The sequence below is a fragment of the Nitrospirota bacterium genome, assembly GCA_030684575.1.
Classification (GTDB): Bacteria; Nitrospirota; Nitrospiria; order Nitrospirales; family Nitrospiraceae; genus Palsa-1315.
The window spans coordinates 82,766-103,321 of the sequence record JAUXVD010000020.1 but is presented as its reverse complement, the minus strand read 5'-3'; the positions used below and the strand labels follow the sequence as shown (position 1 = coordinate 103,321).

The window sequence follows — 20,556 nt, the reverse complement described above, 5'->3', positions numbered from 1 at the left end:
GAACGGACTACGCGGTGATCTCGGTCCCAATACCTTTCCGCGTGAATACTTCGAGGAGAATGGCATGGGATATTCGACCGTCGATGATATGGGCTTTACCGACGCCGCCACCGAGCGCGTCCAGGCAGGCATGCACCTTGGGCAACATCCCTTCGCTGATCGTGCCTTTTTTGACCATCCGCTGCACGTCTTTGCGTGAGACCGTGGAGAGGTGGCGTCCATTGGCATCGCGAATACCCTTCACATCGGTCATCATCACCAGTTTTTCTGCACCGAGCGCGGCGGCCATCGCTCCGGCCACGAGATCGGCATTAATGTTGTAGGTGTTGCCTTCCCGGTCGGTGCCGATCGGCGCGATGACGGGAATGTAGTGGTCCTGCTGGAGCTTCCGCACCAGCGTGGGATCGATAGACTGGACTTCTCCGACACAACCGAAATCCTCGTCCCCATCGCCGTCGTCGAGATCCTTTTCCAGACTGGCGGCCCAGGCTTTGGCTGTGAGTGGCCGAGACAGGATGAGCCCGCCGTCTTTTCCGCTCAATCCGACCGCGAGGCCGCCATGGCGATTCAGGAGGTCCACGATTTCCATATTAATCTTACCGGCCAGCACCATCTCCACGATTTCCATCGTGGCATCATCGGTGACCCGTACCCCATGGCGAAACTTGGCTTCAATACCCAAGCGGTGGAGCATCTTGTCGATCTGGGGACCTCCGCCATGCACGATGACCGGATTGAGACCCACATATTTCAAGAGCACGACATCCTGGGCGAAGCGCTCTTTCAGGACCGCATCAGTCATCGCATGACCGCCATATTTAATGACGATGGTTTTGCCCTTGAACGTGCGAATGTAGGGCAAGGCTTCGATCAGCACGTCTGCTTTCTTGATGAGTTTATTCATGCGTGGCTCCCGTTACGCGAAGATCGCGAGGCTGGCGTCCATACCGGCTGCTGCAGCTCAACCCGAATCATGATTTGTCGTCTTTTATAACACGACCGCTGGCCGAGCGACCGGCTCGCGGATGTGTTTTATCGTATACGGCAAGGAGCTGATCCGTCGCCAGGTGCGTATATTTTTGTGTGGTGTTCAATGACACATGTCCCAGCATTTCTTGAATCGACCGCAGATCGGCCCCTTCATCGAGGAGATGCGTGGCAAAGGAATGCCGCAGCGTGTGGGGACTTACGGAGCCGCCGGTAAGCCGGTTCGAATAACAGGCTACGATACGAGCTACACTTCGAGTCGTTAGCCGGCCCCCTCTCACATTCAAAAAGACTGGAGCCGATGGTTGAGGGCTGTTGGCCGGTGGCTTCAAGGATGCACGATAGCTGTGGATGGCCTTGAGGGCCACAGATCCGATCGGTACGATGCGTTCTTTCCGGCCTTTTCCTCGGAGATGGACCAGCCCCTCGGACAGCCGTAGATCTTCAAGATTGATCCCCACGAGCTCACTCACGCGAGCGCCTGTCGAATAGAGCGTCTCCAGCAGCGCACAGTCCCGGAGGGACGATCCTGTTTGGCCGGCAGGAAAGTCCATCAGTGCGGCGGCGTCGTCCTTGGTCAACACCCGTGGAAGATGTTTCGGCTGTTTCGGCGTTCTGATGGGCTCGGCAGGATTGAGGACGACGAGGGCCTCTCGTTGCAGAAAACGATAGAAGCTGCGGAGGGTCGCGAGCTTTCGGGCTATCGACGTGCTCTTTTCATGTTTGCGATCCAACCAGTGAAGATAAGCCCGGACAGACTCTGTGGTGACCGTAGAGGGAATGAGCGTAGACAGGCCGGGACGTTCCGTCTTCATGAACGCGTGAAACTGTCGGAGATCCGACCCATAGTTGCGGACAGTTTCAGGCGATGCATGACGTTCCAGGTTCAGGAAGGTCATGAAATGTCGGATTGCGTCATCCATGCCGTCAGGTCCTCAAGTGCCCGTTGCCCTGTGAGCCGTCGTTTACTCTCCTTATCTCTCGTCGCGGTGGCAAGGGGAGGAAAGAGTCCGAAATTCGTATTCATCGGCTGAAAGTGACGGGGGTCTGCGGTCGTAATGTACGTCGTCAGGCAGCCGTGCGCCGTGGTGGGCGGCGGGGTGACCAGTGGTAACCCTGCCAGGCCGCGAGCCGCATTGATGCCGGCCAACCCTCCCATCGCGGCGGAGTCCGCATAGCCCTCGACGCCGACCAGCTGTCCGGCAAAGAAGAGGGTGCCTCGCGCCTTGAACTGGAGGGTGTTGCGCAACAATGAGGGCGAATTGATAAACGTGTTGCGGTGCAGGCTGCCGTAGCGGAGAAACTCCGCTTGTTCGAGGCCTGGAATCATGCGAAACACGCGTTTCTGCTCTCCGTAGGTCAGTTTGGTCTGGAACCCCACAAGGTTGTAGCAGGAGCGATGGGCGTTTTCCGTCCGGAGCTGTACCACCGCATAGGCTCTCTTCCCTGTCTTGGGATTTTCCAGGCCCACCGGTTTTAATGGACCGAATTGCATGGTTTGACGGCCCCGTTCGGCCATCACCTCGATGGGAATACAGCCTTCGAAGTAGGCGGTCTTTTCGAATTCTTTCGGTTGCACTTTCTCCGCGGCCAGTAAGGCTTCGTAAAAGGCATTGTAGGTCGCTTCGTCCATTGGGCAGTTGAGGTAGTCGTCCCCGCCCTTGCCATAACGGGAGGCAAGGAAGACGACATCCATATTGATGGAGTCCGTATCCACGATCGGAGAGATCGCATCGTAAAAGTACAAATGTTTCGTATGGGTCAATTGCGCGATGGCCTGAGACAGTTTGTCGGAGGTCAGCGGCCCGGTCGCCACAATGCAGACACAGTCCGTTGGAATGTCCGTGATTTCCTCACGCAGAATGCGAATGTTCGGATGGCCTTCGAGCGCCTGGGTAATTTTGAGCGAAAATAGGTCCCGGTCGACGGCCAGGGCCGATCCTGCCGGCACCCGCGCTTCATCTGCCGCTCGGATAATCAGCGAGTTGAGCCGGCGCATTTCCTCTTTCAAAATGCCGGGGGCATTCATCGGATCCGTAGAGCCGAGCGAATTCGAACAGACTAACTCTGCTAAACCACCAGTCTTGTGGGCCTTCGTGGTTTCTTTTGGGCGCATCTCATAGAGCGACACTTTTGCTCCACGATTGGCGGCCTGCCACGCGGCCTCAGATCCGGCCAGACCGCCCCCGATAATGACAACATCGTCGCGCATGCGAGTGAAACTCCGTGAGAAAAGGTGAGAGGAGGGGCATTGTAGGAACCGTGTTTTGGGGATGTCAAGGCTACTGTGTGATAGGCATGATGCTAGAGGCGCGTGGCAATGGGCCGATCATTTTATCGAGAACCATGCGCCCCTTGCCCCTAGCCTCTCGCCAGCGTTCTGTTGATCCCTTCGGTTGGCCCATGCTAGACTCCATGCCCTGTGGGCGATTAGCTCAGGGGTAGAGCGCTTCCTTCACACGGAAGAGGCCACTGGTTCGATACCAGTATCGCCCACCACGTTTTCAACTACTTCCGAGACAGTACTCTCTGACACCCTCAACACTGTGGTCATTTTTGTGTCACGGTGTCCGCGTCGGTCCAAGATCTCCACTCCATCTCGCAAGCTTTCCGGGTAGTGATGCGCATATCGTTGCGTCATCATCGGAGACTTGTGTCCGAGGAGCCGTTGAACCTTGTAGAGATCGACTCCCGATTGGACCAGGCGCGTCGCGAAGGTGTGGCGGAGATCATGGAAATGACAGTTTACGATGCCCGCCTTTGTCATGGCAGGCCGTAACGCTCGTCTCAGATGGTTGGGATCTAACCGTGTGCCAGCTCGACTCGGAAAGACCAGTGCGGTTTTTATGTGCCGCACTTTGGCCTTCTCCGTCAGGAGCGCCATCAAGGTCTGATTCAATGGCACCGTCCGTCGCTCCCCGTTCTTTGATTCAAATACCGTCACTGTTCTTCGGAACAGATCCACGCCGGTCCAGGTCAGTGACAGGATCTCGCCCAACCGCATCCCGCTATGGAGCGCGAACACCACAAGCTCGCGTAACCATGACGGACAGGTACTGAGCAATCGCGCCTCCTCGTCTTCCATCAGCCACCGATCTCGTTTATTCGCGCCCTTTTCGAGAGACACGCGGCTGACCGGATTGTCTCGGCACCATTCCCATTCCCGCTTAGCAAGGTTGAAGGCCTTTCTCAAACAGGTGAGCTCACGATTAATCGAAGCGGCTTTCACCCCAGTGGCATACCGTCGACTTTTATAGTCCACGATCAGCTTGGGGGTAATCTCCGCGAGCGTCCGGTCTCCGAAGAAGGCTCGAAAGCGCTTGACGAAGACTTGTCCTGTTGCTCGACTGGCCAATTTCACGAGGTGCTCCCGCTCAAAGCGATCCATCAATTCCTGGAGGGTTCGAGATTTTTCTTCAGCCCGTTCGAAATACTGCCCCTCGATCAATTGAACCTTCACTTTCGCCATGATGGAGTCGGCCAAAGCTCGATTCGATGCACCTGTTGACCGGCGAATTCGTTGACCCTGAAACACCATATTCATCCACCAAACATTCCCTCGTTTAACGAGCCCCATCGTCTACTCCTTTCCCTTTGGGCTCGCTGTTGGTCTGGTTTCCCCGTGGCGAGTATAGGCTTCCCGTTTTGCGGCTTCAATCAGCTCGTCTATGTCGTTGTGCTGGGTACGAGGGGCTGACGGCATGTACCCCGGAGGCTTTCGCTCAAATGATTGGAGCCACACCAGGACTTGTTCCCGCTCGAACCGAATCAGCCCATGAATCTTCCGACACGGAATCTTTCCCTGAGCCGCCCACAGATACAGCGTAGACGGCTTCATATTGAGCCAGGCCGAAAGATCTTTCACCGTAAGCAACATACCCATACCTTCTGAAGAAGCAGGGGGAGTCTTACGACACCCCCTCATCCCCCGTTGATGGTGCGCCCGCGAGTCCGCCGCCGTCCTTATTGGAACTCAATGATGTCTCTTTCTTCAGGAGCCCTCGATGCTTATCTTTCCATCTACGTTTACCCGCGATAATTTGTTTCTCCAACCATGCGGTCCCACTGGGATCAGCGGCACAGACGACGGCCAACATAGGAGCCACCGATCGACTCACCCAGCGCTTGACCTTGGGGAGGGTCTGGACCTCCTTCTCCACGACGAGACGGCCTTTCTTGAACCCGTCGGTGAGCATTAGCCACCAGCCAAGGAGTGGTGCCCGATACCGAAACTCGTCCTCCTCGTCACGGCTCGTGGCTCGAAAGTCCACATAGCCCCGCAACACCCCGACCATGAATTCAAGCCAGTCAGCTTCCTCCAAATAGGATAGAACCCGTCCGCAGGCCTGGGCTCGCTCCTTCTTTAACTCCAACTCCCACCGAATACCGTAGTCCTGCCAGTCCTCGCGCTGTTTCGCCTGACTTTCTAAGCGCTTGTCATAGACTCGGAGCAGGGTTTGACTCTGAGGACTGCCGAGATAGAGCGTCTCTCCACTGGGCGTGGCTCTGTGGATCGAGCTTGAGGAGATGCGTTGCATCCGGTCCGCCCGTGTCACACAGTGACCGGCTTCAATCGCTTGCATGATCGTCAACAGGGGGACGCAGCTGTTCCGATCGTCTAAGGCACAATCGAGGCGCGTGAGGTGACCGTCTTGCTTCAGAATCCATTGGAGGACCAGACGGACCTTTTCCGTGGGCCAAGGGGCCACAATGCCGGCGGAGAGATCGACATGGACTTCGAGGGGAGCACGGGGCGCGCCAGTGCCCAGTTTGCCCACCCCCCGGCTTGCACTCGTGGTGATCCAGGACGCGGGATAGCCGCGAAAGCCGGTGGCACCCTTCGTCCAATCCCCTCCTAGCATCTGCATCGTGTCATTGACGGAGCCAGAGGGGAGGGTGAAGGCGAGCCAATCAATGGTCAGGGTGAACGGTGAACTCATGGAACCCCTGGACCTCCTGTAACGATCCCTGTGGGTAGTGCCCCCGTGTTACCGATCGGGGGCGTTTCCCTGGCGCGACGCCGGCAATTGCCGGCAGTCGCGCACAGCCTACGCACTGTTGCCATTCAACCGGAGTACACGGCCTTGACCATTGCGCTCCATGGCGAGTCTGACTTTCTCGAGATCGAACCGAGCCATCCAGGACAACCACTGCACAGGAATTTCCCCCTTGCGGTAGGCCCGTTGAATCGACTTCCACGCTCATCCGCAGTTCCGCGGCGAGTTCTTTCACCGTGAGCAACTTTCTTTTCACGCTCATTCCTTTCTGCCAATACAGCGCAGTACCGGACCACACCATATCGGCGTGAGATACCGAAGTGAAGTATCCTATTTAGGCTTGCTTAGGCCTGATAAGGACGGTTAGGGACAATTAAAGGAGGTCCACCTCTTGGTCTAATCCTAGGGACGGTTGTATCGCGTGCGAATAGTGTCATGTCGCCATACTGAACTTGAGAATACTGGCATGGGAAGAGACCCTGCGGAGGACAGGAATGGTCAGGAGGGGACAGAGCTGGACAACTTTCCCTGAGTTAACTAACTGGGCGCGTCACGTCGGCAGGACAGTGGATTGCTCAATAACCCAGAAATACAAAGTGGCTTGAAGCAGAAACGCTAGGCCTGGCGCAAGGATTTACGGATGAGGAAAGAAATCTCTTTGGGGTGGAGAAGAGAATCGATGACAACCGAGTAACAACTAATAATCAAAAAGAAACGAAAACCAACAGCGGCAGGAAACTTTTTTGCCGAGGTCCATATTATTAGGCGAAGAAAGCTAATTGCCGGATTAATTCGCTCCTGCAAGTCACTTCGTTAAATCCTCCACGCGATCCTTGAGCATCAGGAATGCTTTATCGAACGCCGCGTCTATGCCAGTCTCTGATCCCGTAGCCTTACCGGGATCCGGCGTACTCCAATGCAGCTTCTTGGGCTTCCCAGGAAAGAGGGGGCAGCTTTCGCCGGCGGCCTGATCACAGACCGTAATCACCAAATCAAACGATAGTGTCGCAAACTCATCCCATGACTTGCTGCGTGGCTGCCCAGGAGGAATGCGATGCCGCTGTAAGGTCTCGATCGATTTCGGATGGACATAGCCGGCTGGGGCACTGCCGGCACTCCATGCCTGATACCGACCACGGCCAAGGTGATTGATCAGCGCTTCAGCCATGACAGAGCGGCACGAATTACCCGTGCAGAGGACCAACACCTTGATCGGCTCCACGGTCATCACCCGCAGCACCCGGTGGTTTCCTCGGACGGTTCACAACAGCCCGGCGTTCCCTTCGTCTCCGGCGTGCAACAGGCGCTCTCGGCCTGATCAGCCTGGCCGGAAAATAGCTCCGCATCCTCCATGGTCCGGTACGTTTCCCACGGAATGCCTGCAGGATCTTGCACCCATGATTTTTCAGACCGGGCGTAACAACATACCGTTTCACCTTCCTCCAACACGGCAATGTCCGCTGTCTTGAGACGGTTGCGTACCTCCGTCAGTTCGCTCTCTTCCTCGACCTGGATGCCGAGATGATCCACGCCTTGTTCCTTTGCACGTGTGGAGATTGCGAAGTTGACGCGAGGATCGTCCAGCAACCACTTGGCGTAATCTGTTTTCGTCTTTACCGGCTCCGCGCCAAAAAGGGCACTATAGAACCGGATGGATTCATCGAGCTTTTCTACTCCCACATGGATATGAAACCGTTTCATATTCTTCCTCCTTTGATTCGCGATAGGGTGATCATTTACCGATTGAGCACTCCGTTCTAACTTCGTTCTCAGTCATAACTGGTTCCTGTGTGTTCAACAGAACGAGCATGTGAAATGGAGCACGCCTCGCAGCACCATCGACACGATGATAAAGATCAGCATGTAGCTGGCCCACTCCAGAAGTGCCCGTTGCAGCGTGATGGGTACGCTCAACCCCTGCCATGCCGTATTCAATCGGCGCTCCCACAAGAATTCCAGTAGTTGAACGACCATCGCGATCGATCCCACCACCAGTACTGACTCGAAGTACTCCCATTCCATGGCCATGGTCCACACACGCGAACAACGCCAGTCACGTCGTTCCTTATGCCGGCGATTCTGCCGGGAACCAATGCTTCGTCCGATTGCAGAACCGACACACTGAGAGCATCACCGGCACTTCCACCAACACACCCACCACGGTTACCAATGCGGCTCCCGATTCAGGACCGAAGAGGGCGATCGCCGTTGCGACGGCGAGCTCAAAGAAATTACTAGCCCCAATCAGCGCGCCCGGTGCCGCGACCGCATACGGCACGTTAAGCCATCGCATCAGCCCATAGGCTAGCGATGCATTCATGTAGACCTGCAGTAAAATCGGAATGGCGATCAACACGACATGCCACAGTTTCCCGGTGATGTTCTCCGCTTGGAAGGCGAAGATCAGCACGAGCGTGAGCAACAGCGCCACAATAGTGACGGGCCCAAACCGAGCCAACACGTGCGCTTCAAACCATTCTTTCCCATGCCGGCGGATGAACCACAGCCGGGCAGCTGTGCCGATGGTCAGCGGAATGACGATGAACGCAATGACGGAATACAGCAGGACTCCGAACGGGACGGTGAGGGAGGAGGCCCCGTTGACGAGAAACCCGACGATCGGAGCGAACAGCACGAGCATGATGAGATCGTTGACCGATACCTGGACTAAGGTGTAGGCGGGGTCGCCATCCGTCAGATAACTCCACACAAACACCATGGCGGTGCAGGGGGCCGCCGCTAAGATGATCGACCCGGCAATGTATTGATCCGCTTCCGCCGGCGTGATCCAGGCGGCAAAGACATAGCGGAAAAACAGCCATGCGAAGAACGCCATGGAGAAGGGCTTCACCAACCAATTGACCACTAAGGTGACGGCCAGGCCTTTTGGTCGCCTACCGACCTGGCGAACCGACGCAAAATCCACTTTCATCATCATCGGAATGATCATGAGCCAGATTAAGACGGCAATCGGGAGATTGATGTGACTCCCTTGGCCGAATTCCATGCTCCGAAACCTCTGAACGAGGTCAGGCAAGGTCTTGCCAAGGATAATCCCCGCCACCATGCAACCACCAACCCACAGACTTAAATACCGTTCAAAGAGATTGAGCCTCTTGCTTTCCCCTCCAATCGGAAGTCGCTCTACAACAGCTTCCATCACACCCTCCAACTAATCAATAATTATTGATGCATATGAGCAAGAAAAAGCTAACAACACTTGGATGAGGAGGAAACCACTCGGTAGCGTGAAGGTTTCAAGGCTTTCACCACCTCTTCCAACTCCTCCATGCCCTCTGGGTTGAGGGAATAATAGACCCATCGGCCGTCTGGACGGTCCTTGATGAGGCCCGCCTCTTTCAGGACTTTCAGGTGAAAGGAGAGCCGCGACTGGGCGCTCTTCAGCACGTCGGTCAGGTCACAGACGCATTTCTCGCCGTCTTTTAGGCACTCCATAATCTCCAGCCGCGTTTCGTCTGAGAGGGCGTGAAAGAGGCTCACGCTTTGATCGCGCTGTTTGATCGTAATCATCACATTCATTATATATCAACTATAATTGATATGTCAAGAGAGAGTTCATGAGTAGCGGGCCAGTCTTGACGCTGCCTCTTCAATGCATTGTTTGTTTTAGTCGCGCTGTCTTTCATCTTAAGAAAGTCTTCCAACTATTTGTAAAATAAGGCGAAGTCGAGATCGCGTTCAAACACGGGTTCAATCCACGTTTCGTCAATGCGGTCGTTGTGAGCTAATGGCCATTACCCACTGTCTACTATCTACCTCAAGTCAAGAAGGATCGTCTATACGCTTTGAGGATCTACGTACTTTTGCTGTGGTCATTTTTGTGCCAGAAAAGATCCAGAAACAACGGAATGGAATGAACTCAGTAGAATGAACAGAACGCTCGAACCTCTCGGAATCGCAAAGATAAATGGGGAAACCATTGCAACAACGAGCAATCTGAAAAACTACCTGATTTGCCTTCACACGGAAGAGGCCACTGGTTCGATACCAGTATCGCCCACCACGTCTTCTTTCTCTGTCCATAAAATTCTCGATTTTCATAGAGTTGCTTGAACCGTTCCATGCCTGGACAGAATCCGGGAGGTCGGCTACACTTCAGTTTGTCGAGTGAGCATGGGCCCTGAACCGTACCAGACAAGTGAGGTCAATAATGCGGACAACAGCTCTTGCCGTAGGAATTCTTCTTCTGGCCACCGCCGTCGGGTGCGCTGGGAATCGCCAGCAGCAGGCCTTGGCCGATGCAGATGGAGGCTATACCACCCCAGCCAGTATCTATAGTGTGATGGACCCCACGTCCTTGGTTTACACCGATGTGGCGGCCGGAGCTGCCCCTAGCGATAACCCCTGGCGCTGGACCGGCTTCTTGTTGCACCCTGTCGGGGTCGCGCTGGATTACGGCGTGAATCGACCGATATACGCACTCACCAGCAAGTTGCCGTATCTGTTCGGTTACACGACCGAAGATTCGATGTTGGATAGTCAGCGGCGATAATTTTCCGAGAAATCCTGCTCGTAAATTCTACCAACGCCCGCTTTCCCCTGAGAGCGGGCGTTGTCTTGTGATCCATTTGGCAAACTCTTCCACGTTTCGTGTATGCTTCCCTTCGTGAGGCTGATGTCACGTGATACGCAATCGCCAGGTGCTGCACCAGTTTGCCGGTGGCTGGTCTGCGGGCTAGGCCTGATCCTCACTCTGAGCGCTTGTGAAACTCAGGTCCCTAAGCCGAATCTCCCCCCATCCGAAAGCGATCTGGTCCTTCTGAAGCCCGTTACGCTATGCGCTTCGAAACCAGACTTCCTTAAGATACATCCCGCCGCTACCTTGAAGGTTCAGGCCTGGGGCTCCGGCCATGAGATGATCCTTCCTGCCGATCGAAGCCCATCGCATGGCGATGAGTCCTATTTTTTCGATGAAGATGGCCTACTGATCGGAGCCCTCTTTACCTTTTCATCAGGGCTCGACCTCAATCCCTATCCGATCCTTCGGCATACCTTGACGCGGCTAAAGCCGGCATTGGAGTTCTATCTCAACGTCGCGAATCTGTCCTCAAAGTCGAGTATGGACTCGAGCGCTCTGTACGAAACCGGCGACGAGAAAACGACGACACAGTATTTGGTTCTTGGCTCACGCGAACAACCCTCGCTGCTTCAGGCCTCCGTGACGATCGACCCCTATGTACGGCTGTTCTCGCCCTATCGACGGGAGTTCTTGGAACGGCTGCGCCACCCGAGCGGGCAGAAGCCAGGGCAACAGCTCGACAGTCAAGGTGCAGAAGACAAGGAGCCCTTCCCCTCGCTTCAGCAATTCGCGCGAGGGCAAACCGCACAACTCTCCTACTGTGGGTCACAGAACTACGATATCGCAGCCAACGCCTATCAGAAAGCGGTCACGAGTGGCTTTACGAACAAGGTCTGGCTGGCAGAGGCCCATCATAAATTAGGCCAAGCATGGAAAGGGAAGGGGCAGCAGGAGAAGGCCAAGACGGAAATGCTTCAATCGTTGGCCATCAGACCGAACACACCAGAAGTCCTGAACAATCTCGGGACGGTGTACAGCGATCTGGGAGATAAGGTGAACGCGCTCCTTTCATTTGAGAAAGCCGTCACACTTCGACCCAATTATGCCATTGCCCGCTACAACCTGGCCGAAGCCATCGAGCCTTCGAACCCCAAGCGGGCCCTCGCGGAGTATGAGACCTACCTTGCGCTGGTCGAGGGGATCCCCGATGAGGCCAGCCGCATTGCGCTGGTCCAGCAACGAGTCAAGGCGCTCAAACACTAGTGCCTTGACTCAACATGATGCTGTCATGGATCACGCCTGCGACGATGTGTCGTGATGAAGAGAAAATCTGGCGTTTACCGCCGAGCTTTTTCTTCCTGCTCTTCGAGGGTCTTGCAATCGATGCAGAGGGTGGTGACGGGACGGGCTTTGAGTCGCGGATAGGGAATCTCTTCTTCGCAGCGTTCACAGATGCCATAGATGTTCTGGTCGATTCGACCGAGCGCTTCGTCTATTTTTTTGACCAGTCGTTGTTCGCGCTCACGGATCCTCATCGAAAAATTTTGATCGGCTTCCGCAGAGGCTTGATCGCTCACATCCGGGAGCGCTTCTTGCCCGTTTGGGTTGGCTAAACCCTCGACAGCTTCCGATAAGATGATCCGTCGCTGTTGCTCCAGATCACGCCGAATGGCCTCGTATTTATCCCCAGGGGCCGCTGCCTTGGCTTTGCGTTTAGGTGCAACCGGTTTTTCCGCTGAGGGAGTGGACGAGATGCGCTTGGTGGAAGGGCTTGCTTTCATACCGCAGTCTGCCTATGGAGTGAAAATGCCTAGAGCGTCGGAAACTATAGCAGGGGCCTGGAGAGGGGTCAATGGGAGACAGGGGGACGGAGCCTCTAGAGATCCCGGCGGCCTTCGATCGATTTCAGCAATGTGACGTCGTCGGCATATTCGATATCCATTCCAACCGGGATGCCATAGGCGATACGTGAAACACGGGCCCCGAGAGGTTTGAGTTGGTTCGTCAGATAGATAGCGGTTGCCTCCCCCTCGATCGTCGGACTCGTCGCGAGAATGACCTCCTGAATGCCTCCACGCTTTACCCGATCGACCAGTTCCTCGGCCCTGATATCGGAGGGTCCGACTCCATCCAACGGAGACAAGGCGCCGAGTAACACATGATATAAGCCGCGGTATGCGCCTGCCCGTTCGATGGCATAGGTCGTACTCGGCTCTTCGACCACGAGGATTCTTGTCTGGTCCCGTTTCGGGTCGAGACAAAACTCACAGAGTTCTCCCTCTGCGATGTTCCGGCATTGTCGGCAAAAGGAGAGGCCGTCTTTGACGGCTCGAATCGCCTCAGCCAAGCGGAGCGCCTCTTCGCGCTCGGCCTTCAAGACGTGAAAGGCCAATCGCTGCGCCGACTTTTGTCCGATGCCGGGGAGACGGACTAATTCGCGCACCAACCGTGCGAGTAATCCTTGTTGATCAACGGCCATAGGTTATTTGCCTGTTAGAAGAGACCGGGAACATTCATTCCGCCGGTCACGGCTTTCATTTCGTTCGCCATCATCTCGCGGGCTTTTTGAAGGGCATCGTTCGATGCCGCCATGACCAGATCCTGCACCATCTCCACGTCCCCACTTTTCACGACTTCGGGATCGATGACGATGCCGAGCAGTTGCATGGCCCCATTGGCCGTGACGGTCACGCTGCCACCGCCCGCCGTTCCGGTCACGGTCTTGGCCGATGCTTGTTCCTGCACTTTGGCCATTTGTGCCTGCATCGCCTGGGCCTGCTTCAAGATATTGCCCATATTCGCTAACGGATTTTTCATGTCTCTCCCTCCTCCTTCTGGCTCGCTACCGGCCTGACTTCTGCGAGTTCTGCGCCGAACATTTCCAGGGCCTGTTTGACGACAGGATGTGCCCTCGCTTGCTCGAATAGGATCTGTTTTTGTTCTTTTTCCTTCGTCGCCCTGAGCTGTGCCATCGTCTGTCCTGGAGGATCAGCCTCTGTCAATTCAACGATCCGCACCCGCACAGTTTGACCGCTCAGCCGTTCACAGATCGATGTCAGCACCGCCATATTATCAGCGTTCTCGATCATCCCTCGGGCCCCCGTCGCTTGTTTGGCAAACCCAATCGTCACGACATGGCCGTCTATGCCCACAAATCTCCCTCGCTCCAGGAACGCCGCAATCCTGGAAGACACATTCGCCACTTCCTCTTGGACCTGTTCCCAATTCAATGTCACCACCGCGCGTCCATCCTCAGTCGAAGGCGCAATCGAAGGCGATGATTTTTTGACCTCGACGGCAGGGACGGGAGGCCGGGCAGTTGGAGGATTCGTGGGAAGACTTCGCGGAGGTGCCGTATTCGTGGCGACGGCAGGCCTCGGGGGCATGGGAGCAGTCGGCAACGGCGTCGTCGGCTGGGACGTTCGAGGTGATGGAGAGGAGGGGCTTGGCTCTGCAGAACGAGTTGGCGCAGGAGACAGGCCTGTGCGGGCCGGAGCCGGCTGAGCCGGGCGTGCCGTCTGGGCTGGCGGGACCACGTGCGCCGATTTTTCCTCTGCTCGACGCAGTAGTCTGGTTGCGCGCACCGCGGCTGTTTCGAGCACGAATCGAGGATGCGCGCTGAGCCTGAGCGAGTCCTCGGCTTGCGTGAAAATGGCAAACAGGTCTTGGAGCTGTTCCGGCGTAAACGAGCGGGCATCGGTTGCCATCTGTTCAAGGTCTTCCGCCGCGGCTTCGATTAACCCCTGCTGTTCCTGCGGTGAGGGCACGACCGATACCACGAGCATATTCCGAAGATACTCGACGACCTCTGCACAATAGGCCCGCAGATCATGTCCCTGGTCCAGCAGTTGAGCCAGGACGTGAAGCGCCCCGGCGCTTTCTTGTGCCGTAATCGCCTCAATCATGGCGCGAACAAGCTCTTGTGGAACGGCACCCAACAAGGCTTCCAGATCCGCATGCACGATCGTCTTGCCGCCGAATGCCACGGCTTGGTCGAGCAGGCTCAACCCGTCCCGCATACTGCCTTCGCTGGCCCGGGCCAGCGCTATCAAGCTTCGCTCTTCGAGCACGATCTGGTCCTGATTGACCACATGTCGCAGCCGCTCGACAATTTCAGCCCGCGCAATGCGCCGGAAGTTGTAATGCTGACAACGGGAAAGAATGGTCGCCGGAATTTTATGAATCTCGGTGGTGGCAAAGATGAACACGACGTGCGGGGGCGGCTCTTCCAGCGTCTTCAAGAGGGCGTTGAACGCCGAGTTCGACAACATGTGCACTTCGTCGATGATGTAGACCCGGTACTTTCCGCGAAAGGCGGCGAACTTGACGTTCTCACGGATCTCGCGCACATCATCCACGCTCGTATTGGACGCGCCGTCGATCTCCATGACGTCGACGGAGGTGCCCTGTGCAATCTCAAGACAGTTAGAGCAGGTGCCGCAGGGCGTACCGGACTGCCCCCGTTCGCAATTGAGCGCTTTGGCGAGAATTCTTGCGACGGTGGTTTTTCCTACGCCGCGGGTGCCTGAAAAAAGATAGGCCTGGGCAATACGTTGCGTGGCGATGGAATTGACCAGCGTTTGCACGACATGTGGCTGCCCGATCACGTCATCGAACGTGCCCGGCCGGTATTTTCTGGCTGAAACTTGGTAATCCATAATTTTATGTGGCGAGAGGCGCTGAGCGAGGGGCTTGAGGCTCGGACATTCTTGTTGACCTCTTGCCTCGAGCCGCTCGCCCCATGCCTCTCGTGCAAAGCGGGGCCAGGTGATCCTGCGGCACACAGAACTAACCGCTTACCGTTGCTTCCTTCCGGACCTGGCGGGGTTCACAGGGTTCCGTTGCACAGGGCCCAGCCCCTATTCAAAGCGCCGAGTGCTGTGGAATGGGTGCTGAGATAAAGAAGGGACGGTCTTGTCCGAACTTTCCTGACGACGCTCAGCATTCAGGACCCAGGCGCAGCACTATTTTTTGGCGGAGAGGGTGGGATTTGAACCCACGGTCCCATTGCTGGGACGCATGCTTTCCAAGCATGTCGATTCGACCACTCTCGCACCTCTCCGCATCGATGTTCGCGAGGCGCGCATCTTAACACGCGGTCTAGTGACCAGCAAGGTAAGAACGGAGCACATCTGCATGGCATTGACCCTCTCGAATTCCCTTTCTATACTGAAAAGAATTAAGGGGGGGAGGGCTGGCTATGAAAATTCTTATCGGTTTGGGCATCCTGGTCATCATCGTGGTTGCCGCCATCTTCTCCCTCCCCTTTCTCGTCGACCTCAACAAATACCAAGATCAGTACAAACCGCTGCTCGAAGAGGCGCTCAACCGTAAGGTTCAGCTGCAAGACATCCGCCTGACGATCTGGCCAAGAATCGGTGCACGCGTGGCCGGGTTTGCCGTGTTGGACGACCCGGCGTTCGGGGCAACTCCATTTATGTCACTCACGTCGCTTGATATCGGGGTCAAGCTCAGGCCCTTGCTCAGCGGCAAGGTCGAGGTCGAAGAGATCTCGCTTCGCGATCCAGTTATCACGGTGATCAAGAACAAGAGCGGCGTCCTGAACGTCTCGACCATCGGAAGAACCGGCATCCCGACGCCTGAAACTCCCTCCCGGGCGCCGATTCCATCGACAGACGGTCCGCTCAAGATCCTGGCCCTTCTGGCCGTCGATCGCGTCTCCATTGCGGGCGGAAAACTCACCTACCGAGACCTGTCGGCCGCCACACCGCTCGAGTATGTCTTGCAGGATATGGAGCTTCTTCTCCAAGCCGTTCGTCTCGGCCAAACCCCGAGCCTCCATGTTGCCATGCTTGTCCAGCCGTTCAATATGCCCGTGACCGTCGACGGTACCTTTGGTCCGTTGAAGGAAACTGCGGACATCGACGCGATCAACATCCGGCTCGGGCTGGGCAAGACCGAGTTCACCATCACGGGAAAGACCGCCGGTCAGAATGCGACCGTGAATATGAGTTCGCCGCTGATCAATACCGCGAATCTACCGGTTGCCCTTCCCCTCAACAAACCTGTCGACATCACGGAACTCAAGATTGCCGCGGAAGTGAAGGGCCAAGAAGCCAAGCTGAACAACCTCTCGTTCCAACTGTTTAATGGGCAGGTCAAGGGACAGGGCAGCGTGATCGCAGGGTCCGATGCTCCACCGTTCAAGAGCACCGTGACGATCCAAGGACTCCAGCTCGGGCCTGCCCTTGAGGCCGTTGCGACCACGCAGGTGTCGATCAGCGGAACGGCAGGAGCCGACCTTGCGTTGCAAGGACGCGGATTTTCCATGCCGGACCTCACCAACGCTCTGGAAGGGACCAGCCACGTCGTTGTCAAAGACGGGAAGATCGAGGGCGTGAACCTTCTCCAGGAAGCGGTCTCGATATTCAATGTCGCAGGCATCTCGCTCGACAATGCCAAGGCCACAGCATTCTCGACGATCGAAACGGACCTCGCCATCAAGCGAGGCGTGATCAACGTACAGCGCCTCTTGATGGACAGCCACGACTTCCAAACAACAGGGGGAGGCACCATCGGGTTTGACCAGATACTCAACCTGACCATGAACCTCAACCTGTCGCAGGACCTGAGTCAGAAGATTGCCGGCGCATCGCCTGTTGCCAAACTCGCCATGAAAGAGGGCCACTTAAGTCTCCCGCTGATTATCACCGGAACGGCCCAGGCGCCATCTTATAGTCTCGACATGAAAGGCATGACCGGGAAGGCACAGGAGCAGGTGAAGGAGAAAGTAAAGGAAGCCATCGGCGAGCTACTCAAAGGCTCAACTAATCCTGAGGACCTCAAACAAAAAGGACAGGACCTGTTGAAAGGATTCTTGAGATAGTACCAGCTGCGCGAAAGAAGGCGTCTGCGCAGCTCCTACTCGCAGCCATCATCTGTTCAGGAGCCCCATGCCTTCGCACGCACATTCGTTCAGATCTTTTCGCCGCCTGTCTGTGGTGGAATAGCCCCCGCCAGGACAAATCAACCACAGAAATAGAGCGCCGAACCTAGATTTCAACAGTGCCCCCACCCTCATCATGGAAGGATCATCAACGAAAGAAGCGAAGCCATATCCACGGCATCGACTTTGCTTTACACGAGCCGATTACATGCAGCAAAGGTCGACACCTTCGGCCTCTTTACGTAAACCAATTATCCTAATTTGCATTTATCTTAGTTGCGTAGCATTTGGACGACCCATACAATCAATTATTCTCTAGGGAGGTTCTGCTGATGAAAAGTGGATTTGTACTCTTCGTGCTGCTCACTTGTCTGACAATACCGGGACTTGTCGCAGCCGCTGATACCTCCGCGACTGGGGATATCTCAGTTGCCCCTGCAGTCTTGGACGTGGTCACGTTGAAGGACGGCAGTGTGCTCTATGGCGAAGTGGTCGAGATGTCCGGCGGAGTCTTATTAATCAAGACTGCTGCTGCCGCGGACAATCTCGTCAAGATCAAATGGGCCACCGTGTCAAAGCTGGCCATTAACCACCCTATCCCCTTTCATCTCAAGGAGGGGACGGTCTTGATCGGCACGGCCACTGAGGGCCCCAATGGAACGATGAATGTGAAAGCGGAACCGATGAAAGGAACGATGGAGGTCCCTATCGATTCAATCATCGCGTTGAATCCACTGGTTCAACCGCCAGTGATCTATACGGGCAGCCTCACCGGCGGCTATTCCCAAACTACCGGGAACAGTCATCTGAAAAATGCCAGTTTGCTCGGCGACTTCGTGGCCCGGAGCGAACAGCTCCGTTTGTCGATTAACGGTCGCTATGTCTACGGCGATAACGCGAACACCCTCATCGCTCGAAACGCACGTGGGACGATTAAGCTGGACTTCTTCATCACGAAACGATTTTTCTGGTTCGCCTCGGCTTATTTTGAAAGCGATACATTCCAGGATCTGAAAATGCGAACCGCCCTTGCAAGCGGCCCCGGTTACCAATTTGTCGACCGAGGCGACTTCAACGGCATCCTGAAGGACATGACGCTCTACGCGGAAGCCGGTCTCGCATACTTCAACGAAGATTTCCGAGTGAGCAACGACGCCTCTTCGACCCGTGGCCGAGGGTCGATAAAACTTAATTGGCCGCTGTTCGACGAGCGAGTCACGCTCTACCATTTCAGCGAATTCTACCCTTCGTTGCAAAACACCAAGAATTACTACCTCACGATGGACAATGGTGTGCGGTTCAAACTATTCGAGGGTTTCGTGAGCGGCTTCCAAGTGACGACGCGTTATAACAGCAGTCCGGCAAGTGGCACCGGGGATACGGACAACATGTATCTCATGACCATAGGATACAACTTCGATACGACCAGGAAACGGTAGGCTCGATAGCCGCAAATGCCGTACACCCTAATATCCTTTAAGGAGGAACTATGCTGAAAGAATTTAAAGAGTTCGCCATGAAGGGCAACGTGCTCGATATGGCGATCGGTGTGATCATTGGAGGGGCCTTTGGGAAAATCGTCACATCGCTTGTCAGCGACGTGCTCATGCCTCCCCTTGGATTGCTGATGGGCAAAGTTGATTTCGCCAGTCTCTTCGTCAATCTGTCAGGCACCCCTCAACCCTCACTGACAGCGGCCAAAGCAGCGGGAGCCCCTACCATCAACTACGGAGTCTTCCTGCAGGCGACATTTGACTTTATCATTATCGCGTTCGTAATATTCATGCTGGTGAAGCAAGTGAACCGGTTGAAGAAGACTCCGCCTGCCGGACCTCCCACGACCAAAGATTGCGTACATTGTTTGTCCGCGATTCCCATCAAGGCGACGAAGTGTGCACATTGCACATCCATTGTGTAGGCAATGAACTGTAACCATGAGGAGACCCGTACTATGAAGTATCTTACGCTACCCATTCTCGCCACGATGGCCCTCATCACGGCCGCCGGCTGCAGCAAGCAAGATGTTATTTGCTGCGATGGCGGCTACGAATACCGACATCGCAACCAAGTGAGCGTGGTCAAGCCGTCCGATGATATGAGTGCACGCCTCGCTGCCTTGGACAAAGAGCGGCAGCGGCTGGCGGATGAACTCGAGGCGGCACAAAAACAGAATGGTGTATTGAGCAGTCGCGTCAGCGATCTGGAACGGCAACTCGCCGAGCGCGATCGAGAGCTGGCATCACTCCGTTCAGGCGCGGGCGATTCCGCGAAACTTGCGAGCCAACTCTCCTCTGCCCAGGGCGACCTCAGCCAGTCGCAACAGCGGGTGGGAGATCTCGAGCGCCAATTGGCCTCGGCGAAACAACGTACCGCTGATCTTGAAGCCCAACTCGCCGCTATGGCGGGAGCTGCCGGGGCCAAAGATAAACTTGCCGCCGACCTCGCCGCCTCCAAGCAGCGGATTGCCGAACTCGAAAGCCAACTGGCCGCAATGAGCGCGGCTTCCGGTGATAAGGAGAAACTCGCTGCTGAGCTCGCCGCCGCCAAGCAGCGGACGGCAGACCTCGAAAAACAACTCGCCGATCGTGACAAGGAACTGGCCGGCCTTCGCGGTGACTTGTCTGCAGAAATGGCGAAATTAAAAGAGGCTCAGCGCGGGCTGATCAAAGCCCTCCGTCCGCAAATCAACAAGGGGAATATCACGGTCGATTTGAACAATGAGCGACTGCTGATCAGCCTGGCCTCAGGCTATCTCTTCGGGTCAGGCGAAGATCAACTCCAGGCTGCCGGTGCCAACGCGCTCAAGCAGGTGGGCGCGATCTTGAAAGATTATCCCGAGTACAAGGTTGCGGTTGATGGCCACACGGACAACCGCCCGATCCGCAGCGCGTTGAAGAAAAAGTTCCCGACGAATATGGAGCTGTCAGAAGCTCGCGCTGCCAATGCAGCCAAGGCTCTGGGAGAAGGTGGCTTGAGCGCCGTCACCACTCATGGCTATGCGGATACCAAACCCGAGGCACCGAATACGACCGATGCCGGCCGGGCGAAGAACCGCCGTGTCGAAGTGCGCGTCACGAAGTAGCGCGTCGCGTAGAAGACAAACAACGGGGGCCTCTCCAGCATGG

21 protein-coding genes, 2 tRNA genes and 1 other RNA gene are annotated in these 20,556 nt (G+C 55.9%); 7 read left to right on the top strand and 17 right to left on the bottom strand.

Features of this window, described 5'->3' with window-relative positions; all coding sequences use genetic code 11:
* Window positions 1-7: 7 nt before the first annotated feature.
* The 3 genes from argB to trmFO form a co-directional block, all read right to left on the bottom strand.
* Window positions 8-904 carry an acetylglutamate kinase gene (argB, locus tag Q8N00_15155; GenBank protein ID MDP2384127.1) on the bottom strand — a complete coding sequence of 299 codons (897 nt, stop codon included), beginning with the start codon at window positions 902-904 and terminating at the stop codon, window positions 8-10.
* Between the two features lie 67 nt (window positions 905-971).
* A complete protein-coding gene (locus tag Q8N00_15150) occupies window positions 972-1,910 on the bottom strand; it encodes a tyrosine recombinase XerC (GenBank protein ID MDP2384126.1) in 939 nt (312 codons plus the stop codon).
* Entirely contained in the window at window positions 1,883-3,199 is a 1,317-nt protein-coding gene (gene trmFO / locus Q8N00_15145) for a methylenetetrahydrofolate--tRNA-(uracil(54)-C(5))-methyltransferase (FADH(2)-oxidizing) TrmFO (protein ID MDP2384125.1), read from the bottom strand. Before trmFO ends, Q8N00_15150 begins: the two co-directional genes overlap by 28 nt.
* Window positions 3,200-3,411: 212 nt before the next feature.
* Here trmFO and Q8N00_15140 point away from each other — a divergent pair.
* Window positions 3,412-3,486, top strand: a tRNA-Val gene (locus tag Q8N00_15140).
* On the opposite strand, the gene Q8N00_15135 is transcribed toward Q8N00_15140, so the two are convergent.
* The 8 genes from Q8N00_15135 to Q8N00_15100 all read right to left on the bottom strand — a co-directional run bounded on the left by Q8N00_15135 (window position 3,443) and on the right by Q8N00_15100 (window position 9,515).
* Window positions 3,443-4,375, bottom strand: coding sequence for a tyrosine-type recombinase/integrase (locus Q8N00_15135; protein ID MDP2384124.1), 933 nt, complete (start codon window positions 4,373-4,375; stop codon window positions 3,443-3,445). The genes Q8N00_15140 and Q8N00_15135 overlap by 44 nt on opposite strands.
* Before the next feature lie 192 nt (window positions 4,376-4,567).
* Window positions 4,568-4,870, bottom strand: coding sequence for a helix-turn-helix domain-containing protein (locus tag Q8N00_15130; GenBank protein MDP2384123.1), 303 nt, complete (start codon window positions 4,868-4,870; stop codon window positions 4,568-4,570).
* A 25-nt stretch (window positions 4,871-4,895) separates the two neighbouring features.
* Window positions 4,896-5,927: a replication initiation factor domain-containing protein gene (locus tag Q8N00_15125; protein MDP2384122.1), complete on the bottom strand. Its 1,032-nt coding sequence runs from the start codon at window positions 5,925-5,927 to the stop codon at window positions 4,896-4,898.
* An 862-nt stretch (window positions 5,928-6,789) separates the two neighbouring features.
* Window positions 6,790-7,212 carry an arsenate reductase ArsC gene (locus Q8N00_15120; protein MDP2384121.1) on the bottom strand — a complete coding sequence of 141 codons (423 nt, stop codon included), beginning with the start codon at window positions 7,210-7,212 and terminating at the stop codon, window positions 6,790-6,792.
* Complete coding sequence (locus tag Q8N00_15115) at window positions 7,212-7,685, bottom strand: ArsI/CadI family heavy metal resistance metalloenzyme (GenBank protein ID MDP2384120.1); 474 nt, start codon at window positions 7,683-7,685, stop codon at window positions 7,212-7,214. The genes Q8N00_15120 and Q8N00_15115 overlap by 1 nt, the downstream gene beginning before the upstream one ends.
* 93 nt (window positions 7,686-7,778) lie before the next feature.
* Window positions 7,779-8,012 carry a hypothetical protein gene (locus Q8N00_15110; protein ID MDP2384119.1) on the bottom strand — a complete coding sequence of 78 codons (234 nt, stop codon included), beginning with the start codon at window positions 8,010-8,012 and terminating at the stop codon, window positions 7,779-7,781.
* 37 nt (window positions 8,013-8,049) lie between these two features.
* The gene (gene arsB / locus Q8N00_15105) at window positions 8,050-9,144 is read right to left on the bottom strand and encodes an ACR3 family arsenite efflux transporter (protein ID MDP2384118.1); all 1,095 of its coding nucleotides are present in this window, start codon (window positions 9,142-9,144) and stop codon (window positions 8,050-8,052) included.
* 50 nt (window positions 9,145-9,194) lie between these two features.
* Window positions 9,195-9,515 carry a metalloregulator ArsR/SmtB family transcription factor gene (locus Q8N00_15100; GenBank protein ID MDP2384117.1) on the bottom strand — a complete coding sequence of 107 codons (321 nt, stop codon included), beginning with the start codon at window positions 9,513-9,515 and terminating at the stop codon, window positions 9,195-9,197.
* A 640-nt stretch (window positions 9,516-10,155) separates the two neighbouring features.
* On the opposite strand from Q8N00_15100, the gene Q8N00_15095 reads away from it, so the two are divergent.
* Together Q8N00_15095 and Q8N00_15090 are read left to right on the top strand one after the other, a co-directional pair.
* Complete coding sequence (locus Q8N00_15095) at window positions 10,156-10,497, top strand: hypothetical protein (GenBank protein MDP2384116.1); 342 nt, start codon at window positions 10,156-10,158, stop codon at window positions 10,495-10,497.
* A gap of 363 nt (window positions 10,498-10,860) precedes the next feature.
* The gene (locus tag Q8N00_15090; GenBank protein ID MDP2384115.1) at window positions 10,861-11,787 is read left to right on the top strand and encodes a hypothetical protein; all 927 of its coding nucleotides are present in this window, start codon (window positions 10,861-10,863) and stop codon (window positions 11,785-11,787) included.
* A gap of 74 nt (window positions 11,788-11,861) precedes the next feature.
* On the opposite strand, the gene Q8N00_15085 is transcribed toward Q8N00_15090, so the two are convergent.
* The 6 genes from Q8N00_15085 to Q8N00_15060 form a co-directional block, all read right to left on the bottom strand.
* A complete protein-coding gene (locus Q8N00_15085; GenBank protein MDP2384114.1) occupies window positions 11,862-12,305 on the bottom strand; it encodes a TraR/DksA C4-type zinc finger protein in 444 nt (147 codons plus the stop codon).
* Between the two features lie 95 nt (window positions 12,306-12,400).
* Entirely contained in the window at window positions 12,401-13,003 is a 603-nt protein-coding gene (gene recR / locus Q8N00_15080) for a recombination mediator RecR (GenBank protein MDP2384113.1), read from the bottom strand.
* 14 nt (window positions 13,004-13,017) lie between these two features.
* Window positions 13,018-13,341 carry a YbaB/EbfC family nucleoid-associated protein gene (locus tag Q8N00_15075; protein MDP2384112.1) on the bottom strand — a complete coding sequence of 108 codons (324 nt, stop codon included), beginning with the start codon at window positions 13,339-13,341 and terminating at the stop codon, window positions 13,018-13,020.
* Complete coding sequence (gene dnaX / locus Q8N00_15070) at window positions 13,338-15,182, bottom strand: DNA polymerase III subunit gamma/tau (protein MDP2384111.1); 1,845 nt, start codon at window positions 15,180-15,182, stop codon at window positions 13,338-13,340. The genes Q8N00_15075 and dnaX overlap by 4 nt, the downstream gene beginning before the upstream one ends.
* Window positions 15,183-15,282: 100 nt before the next feature.
* Window positions 15,283-15,382: signal recognition particle sRNA small type (gene ffs / locus Q8N00_15065), an RNA gene on the bottom strand.
* Window positions 15,383-15,496: 114 nt separating this feature from the next.
* Window positions 15,497-15,586, bottom strand: a tRNA-Ser gene (locus Q8N00_15060).
* 138 nt (window positions 15,587-15,724) lie between these two features.
* Here Q8N00_15060 and Q8N00_15055 point away from each other — a divergent pair.
* The 4 genes from Q8N00_15055 (at window position 15,725) to Q8N00_15040 (ending at window position 20,513) form a co-directional block, all read left to right on the top strand.
* A complete protein-coding gene (locus tag Q8N00_15055) occupies window positions 15,725-17,371 on the top strand; it encodes an AsmA family protein (protein ID MDP2384110.1) in 1,647 nt (548 codons plus the stop codon).
* Window positions 17,372-17,763: 392 nt separating this feature from the next.
* Window positions 17,764-18,870, top strand: coding sequence for a DUF481 domain-containing protein (locus Q8N00_15050; protein ID MDP2384109.1), 1,107 nt, complete (start codon window positions 17,764-17,766; stop codon window positions 18,868-18,870).
* Window positions 18,871-18,920: 50 nt separating this feature from the next.
* Entirely contained in the window at window positions 18,921-19,349 is a 429-nt protein-coding gene (gene mscL / locus Q8N00_15045; protein MDP2384108.1) for a large conductance mechanosensitive channel protein MscL, read from the top strand.
* Between the two features lie 33 nt (window positions 19,350-19,382).
* Window positions 19,383-20,513, top strand: a complete 1,131-nt coding sequence (locus Q8N00_15040; protein MDP2384107.1) for an OmpA family protein — start codon at window positions 19,383-19,385, stop codon at window positions 20,511-20,513.
* Window positions 20,514-20,556: the final 43 nt, after the last annotated feature.